Annotated in this window: 6 protein-coding genes; 4 read left to right on the top strand and 2 right to left on the bottom strand. The window is 62.1% G+C overall.

Going from position 1 to position 5,897, the window contains the following annotated elements; genetic code table 11:
* The first annotated feature begins 414 nt into the window (after positions 1 to 414).
* Positions 415 to 927: a hypothetical protein gene (locus ACTHL0_RS12480; RefSeq protein ID WP_440567059.1), complete on the top strand. Its 513-nt coding sequence runs from the start codon at positions 415 to 417 to the stop codon at positions 925 to 927.
* Between the two features lie 576 nt (positions 928 to 1,503).
* Here ACTHL0_RS12480 and ACTHL0_RS12485 read toward each other — a convergent pair.
* Complete coding sequence (locus ACTHL0_RS12485) at positions 1,504 to 2,262, bottom strand: NYN domain-containing protein (protein ID WP_440567060.1); 759 nt, start codon at positions 2,260 to 2,262, stop codon at positions 1,504 to 1,506.
* 251 nt (positions 2,263 to 2,513) lie between these two features.
* Here ACTHL0_RS12485 and ACTHL0_RS12490 point away from each other — a divergent pair, with 251 nt between their 5' ends.
* On the top strand, positions 2,514 to 3,587 hold the full coding sequence (locus ACTHL0_RS12490; protein WP_440567061.1) for a hypothetical protein: 1,074 nt from the start codon (positions 2,514 to 2,516) through the stop codon (positions 3,585 to 3,587).
* Between the two features lie 33 nt (positions 3,588 to 3,620).
* Here the strand turns inward: ACTHL0_RS12490 and ACTHL0_RS12495 are convergent, their stop codons facing one another.
* The gene (locus ACTHL0_RS12495) at positions 3,621 to 4,307 is read right to left on the bottom strand and encodes a response regulator transcription factor (protein ID WP_440567062.1); all 687 of its coding nucleotides are present in this window, start codon (positions 4,305 to 4,307) and stop codon (positions 3,621 to 3,623) included.
* 278 nt (positions 4,308 to 4,585) lie between these two features.
* Here ACTHL0_RS12495 and ACTHL0_RS12500 point away from each other — a divergent pair, with 278 nt between their 5' ends.
* On the top strand, positions 4,586 to 5,269 hold the full coding sequence (locus tag ACTHL0_RS12500) for a DUF2589 domain-containing protein (RefSeq protein WP_440567063.1): 684 nt from the start codon (positions 4,586 to 4,588) through the stop codon (positions 5,267 to 5,269).
* Between the two features lie 30 nt (positions 5,270 to 5,299).
* A partial coding sequence (locus tag ACTHL0_RS12505) for a DUF2589 domain-containing protein (protein WP_440567064.1) occupies positions 5,300 to 5,897 on the top strand: 598 nt, incomplete at its 3' end.

Consider the following 5,897-nt stretch of genomic DNA (forward strand, 5'->3'; position numbering starts at 1 on the left):
GAATGCCTTTGCGTGAAGTTCTCTTCGGTGCCTCTGTTGACACTGTGGTCCCCGCTACTCGTGTGGTGGGGCCTACTCTGGCAACATTCCTTCACACCGTCGAGACGGTGTCGGCGACTCGCTTACGGACCTGTTGCCCGACGGAACAGAGGAATATTGCACGGATGTCATCGCGATGGCCTCGACCTGCAGCGCTGTGTAGGTGGCGTTCGAAGCGCGCGGCGGCGCATTCTACGAGCCGAACCCGCCTTTGCACCGGCTGCTCGACGCCGCTTACGTCTCCGACGACGTGCCGATCGGCTGCTCGCGCTCCCGGTCGATACGCTCTGCATTATTCCGGAGCCTAGCCGGTGGGGGCAAAAGGGCGAGGTGGAAGCGATTACGATCTTCCGGAACGCTCATTCGATCGGCTTCGTGGCTTGGACCGACCGTGTTGACGGTCAAGCAGGCATGTACATGGACGCGTTGGAGCTGTCTATCGACGATCCGGAAAAGACGATCCGCGAACTTGTCGACAAGGAGTTTCAAGGGGCAAATCCGGAAGATGAGGATGCTCGGCAACTGTGGCGCAACGCGCTCGACTACGCCATCAAAATGCTGCTGTACCTGAAGGCACGCGATGCGCATGTCGTCCACGACCGCGCTTATTCGAATGCGCCGCGTAACTTCAACGGCCTGGGCAAGCGTCGGCGCGCGGAGCGTCTGGCGGAGATCGAGATGCTGTACGACCGTCACCTCGTTGGGCCAGCGATTCTTGATGCGGAGCCCGCAGCGTCCCTGCCTGCGAGCGACGGCATGCAGCGGGAAGTTCGCAGCCATTGGCGGCGCCCGCACTTCAAGATGCAGCCGCACGGACCGAATGGCTCGTTGCGAAAGCTCGTCTTCATCGGGCCGACGATCGTGCGGCCCGATCGGCTCAGCGCGTAGCTCCTTTGGAGCAGATTGATGATTCCCAAGGGGCTAGCGGAACAAGCGCCGATCGTGAATTTGAACTTTCGATGCCTGAAACCGACATCACAAGGGTTTGGTGGCCAGCGAGTCATTCGCTCAAGCATCACGACCAGTATCGCGCGCGTCAGTGGCCCCCGCCCCTGCCCATGCGCCACGGCGCCCACCAAACGTTTCGTGACGGCCTCGCCAATATCCCTCGACCCATTTGGCGTGCAAGAACCTGCCGGGGTTGTAGCGGTTGTCCCGTTCGGAGCCGAGATCGCCCTTTCTTCCGGCCGCGACGCCCTCTTCGAACACCGATGACCCATTGTCCACGCTGTATTGCGGCGCCTTAGCGGCCACGTCGAACTCGTCGCTCGGAAACACGTCAAGGAGCGATGCCCAGTACTCCATGCGTTCGTGCCGCAGGTTGCATGCAACTCGGCCTCGGCGTCGTCCCGGCCAACGCCCGAGGGCATCTTGCGCGACTCAGCAGAGTCACGCAACGCATTGATCGCGAGGCGTAGCGCATCGGCAAGGGTTAAATCAGGCATCTCGCTTTCGCTCGTTGTGTCACTTGTCAATCGCGGGAACCATTGCATCAAGCCACAAAACGTTGTCGGCGTACGATTGAAGGTCAGCAGATAGACTGTTCTGCCCTCCGTTGAGCCAGACTTCTTTATGTAACTCCGACTTGACGTACGAAATCGCGTCCTCGAAATCGCCGTCCCCGGCAGTTAAGATGAGCCGATCGTACACGCCTTGGCTCGCCAACTTGATGATTAAAGTCGCGATGCCAACGTCGACACCCTTTTGAACTTGTCGCTCGAACTCGTGACCGCAGGACGGACACTTCACATGCATGTCCTTCAGTCTGTACAACTGCACTCGCATTCTCGGACCGCGCGGGGCCGCGCACTTCAACCACGTGTGGAAGCCGTTCTGCGCATCGGTCGCCGGATCCGGCGTCGAATTCAGATAGTACGCCTCATAAATCGATTCGCCGTTGGCGGCTTCGAGCTCCTTCTTTAGCTTGAGGTAGTCGACGCCGTCGGGACGCCCCTTACCGAAGTTCCAAAGGTAGGCCCCATCAACGATCCAAACGGTTTTTCTTGTCATGCAGCCCTCAAGCGGTGATTGTTTAGCATTATCGCGCTTTCTGCTGCCGTTTCGATCCCATCGTGCGGATTGCCATGACCTTGCTTTTCGCGCGCTGCACATCGATCCGGACCGCTGAACTGGCATAGCTCCGCGATGATCTCGAAAATGATCGAAACCGACGGCGTCCGTGCGAAGAAGAGAAAATAGCGGCATCGCAGAAATAAAAATCACAGCACAAGTCTTCCTGGTCAACTCGATGCGTGCACGTTGACGGCAAGCGCAATGCCGCTAAGCGGACTTAGCGGCATCGACACCGCGCATGAAAAACCCGGCCGAGGCCCTTGGGGGATTCGTCCCGGAACGCTTCCCCCGTCCCGCCCGCATGACTTCCGTCGGATTGTTCGCGCCCTTCGCGAGCGCGCACAGTGCAGCCGATACCGGCGATTGCCGGTCCCTTCGGTTCCTGCTCGAGGACGATCGCCATGCTTCTACCCTGGTCCCCCCTCCGCTCGCATGCTCGCGCGCCATCGGCCGATGCAGCCGCATCGGCTTGCGCCGACGATACGCTCGATGGCCAACTGCGCAACGAATGCGAAGCCATGGCCCGCTTCGCCCTTCGCCACGGCTTGCCGGTGCCGCCCGAAGCGATCGCCGAACTCGCGCGTTTGATCGCACGGGCCGAAGCAACGGCAGCCATCGGCCCTGAAGCCGGCGCCGAACCGGAAGCACGTCACACGCTGGCCGCGTTGCACGGCAAATTGTCCGCTACGATCGCGCCCGCGACGCCCCAAGCCGTGCTGCTCCTCGACGCGCATTATCGTCGTCCGCATCCGTTCGCATGGCTCGGCCCCGTGCCGCTGATTCGCTTCCTCAGCGCAGCCGCCATCGCATTCCTCGTTGCCGTCATCGCCACCGGGCTATCCCCCGATGTCTCGGCCAAGAACATCGAGCAAGGTTTTCTTGACGCAAGCGGTGCCAGCTTGCTCTGGAATACGCTGTTTCTGCTCTTTTGCGCGGGGCTCGGCGCGTCGTTCGCCGCCTTGTTCCAAGCCCACCGCTATATCGCGGATGCCACGTACGATCCGCGCTACGATGCGTCGTACGGCGCACGGCTCATCCTCGGCGTGATCGCCGGCCTCATCCTGGTCGAAATGCTGCCGCGCGATCTCTTCGCCAGCGGCGGCATGCGCAGCTTCGGCAAACCCGCCCTCGCCATGCTCGGCGGCTTCTCGGCCACTGCCGTGCATCGTTTGCTGCAGCGTCTCGTCGATACGCTCGATACGTTGGTCAAAGGCGATCCCGCAAGCGGCATGGCCGCCATGCGCAGCGCCGAGCGTGCGCAGACCGCGCAGGCACGCACGCAGATGCAAGGTGAAATGGCGGCCAGTCTCGTCGAGCTCCAACAAGTACTGGACAACACCGCATCGACCGACGAGGTGAAGCGGCGGCTCGCCGCCCTGACGCGAAAGATGCTCGGGGCCGAGCCGATCCGCCTTGGCGGCCCCGCGGCGCGTGATGCGAGTGCGGCATCATCGGCCGACACGCCCGCGTCGTAATCGCAAACATCGCGGCATCGCAGCAACGTCAATTCAATCGGCGCCCACCCAAGCCGCGCGCGGCGATGGCAACCGCGCCGATTCACCCGACACGCGGCGAGCCAGCCACAACGCGGCTTCGGTCCGATTGCTGACGCCGATTTGGCGAAAGAGTGCATACAAGTGATTCTTGATCGTACCCTCGGCGACGTTCAGCGCTCGGCAGATTTGTTTGTTCGATTTGCCTTCCGCCAGCAATCTCAGCACTTCCAGCTGGCGCGGCGTCAATCGCTCGAGCCGCCGCTCCCCTGCGCTCGCCCCCGTGCGTGCTGCCGGCTCGTCGTCGTCGCGATAGCGCGATGGGACGTAAATGGCACCCGAGCTCACCTGCTTGAGCGCCAGGGCGAACTCTTCGGCTGTCGCATGACGCTCCACCACGCCGGCCGCCCCGGCGAGCAGCGCGTCCGCGATCGCGTGCCGTCCCCCTGTGCGCACGACGAAGAGCCAAGGCACCGCGCCGAATAGCGCCGGCAATACCTTCGGCCATCCGACGCGCGCCGCTTCGTCGTCCCATTCGAGGGTAATGGCATCGATACTATCTCCGTGTAATTCGTCGCGCACCCGATAAACATCCTCGGGATTTTCCGCGGACCAAACTTTCCAATCTTTATCGAGCTTGAGCAGTGCATCCGCTACTCCGGCTACGAAAAGGGGCAGACTGTCGATCATCAGGACGTTCATTTATGCGCTTCCCTCGGTAGCGAGATGTTCTATTAACGACGCCTAACACATCTCATTCGGTTGCTTTTTACCGCCGTTTTCTTCGGGGCGCACTAGCACCGAAGATCCATGACCGACGTACTAATCCTAAAGGCCCGTGGCCGCGCGGCCTGGCGCAGCGCATCCGGCCTGTGTCTCCAGCCATGACCAGCGGCCTCTTTGTTCATTTACTCGCACCCCGTAATCTGAACGATGACAGCGTAACCACGCTGCGCCATTTCTGATACGGAGGTTTTCTCATGGATGCAAATTTTATCGGGTCGGTGATCAACGCATTGCCGATGGACCAAATGATTGCAGGCCCGCTGAAGGCCATGATTACGGCGCAAACTCAGGCCGCCAAAAGCTACGCCGATTTTTTGATGCAAGTCTGCATTCAAGACGGCAAAGCAGTTGCCGTACAGTTCGATTACGATGAATCGCTCGTCGACGAGAACGGCGTTTCGAAGGGCATTGTGCAAAAAACCATGCGCATCCCGCTTTTGGCGGCCATCGTGCACCCCATCATCGCAATCGAGGAAGGGACGATCGATTTCGAACTCGAAATCACGCAATCGGAGAAATCTTCTTCTTCGACCGAGGCCGGCGGCGAATTCCAGGCCAAGCTCGGCTGGGGGCCGGTCAGCGTCAGCATTTCGGGGCGTGTCTCGCACAAGTCGGAGCAAACGCGCAGCACTGACACGCGCGCCAAATATTCGATTCACACCCAAGTGCGCCGGCAACCGCCGCCGGAAGCGCTCATGCGCGTCATCGATTTTTTGACGGATGCCGCCACCAAGCCTGTCGTGACCGAAGACAAATCCAAGAACGTCAAGCCGCTGCCAGCCACGCCGACCGACGGCACGCTCGTCGGCCAGAAGAGCGACGCCGCGGCGCCCGCCGCTAATGCGCAGCCGCAGCCGCAAGCGGCGACGACGCCTTGAAACGCTTGACGCAGCCGAGCGGAGATCGACATGTTCAAGCTCTTTAGGCGCCGGCGCGCGAGTGCTCCGCCGACTGCGCCCCAGGCGCCGGACACCGCGCCAGCGCACGCGGCCGACGACGCCGATGCCTGGCAGCGATGGGACGGTGCGGCATCTGTCGCCCAGGCGCCGGGCCCCCGTACCGCCCAACCGCCGGCTGCCGAAGCATCGGGTGCCGAACCACCGGCCGCGGCCGCGCCGAACGATGGGCGGCCGATCCACGCGGATGCGGGTTCGCACCGATCGTCCTCCGCACCCGGCGCGCCTCCGCCGTTGCCGCCGGATCCTCCGCGCAACCCGCCATCGAACCCGCCGACACCACCCAGAGGCCTGGCGCTTGATGAAATCGCGCGCGGCATGCAACACGCCGCCGCCTCCGCCAATCAGTTGCTGGCTCAGCAATACACGCGCGTACTCGACACGTTTTTCGATTCGAACGATGACGGCCTGTTGACCGCGCGAACGGTGGACGTGGAACTCGACGCGGAGCACACGATGCCCGTACCGCTCGTGGCGTTGGCCACGCCGCGCGGGCTTGCGCTGGAGAAGATGGTCGTGCATCTGACGGTGCGCGGCGACTTTGCCGAGG

It is taken from the genome of Trinickia sp. (assembly GCF_051961175.1).
Classification (GTDB): Bacteria; Pseudomonadota; Gammaproteobacteria; order Burkholderiales; family Burkholderiaceae; genus Trinickia.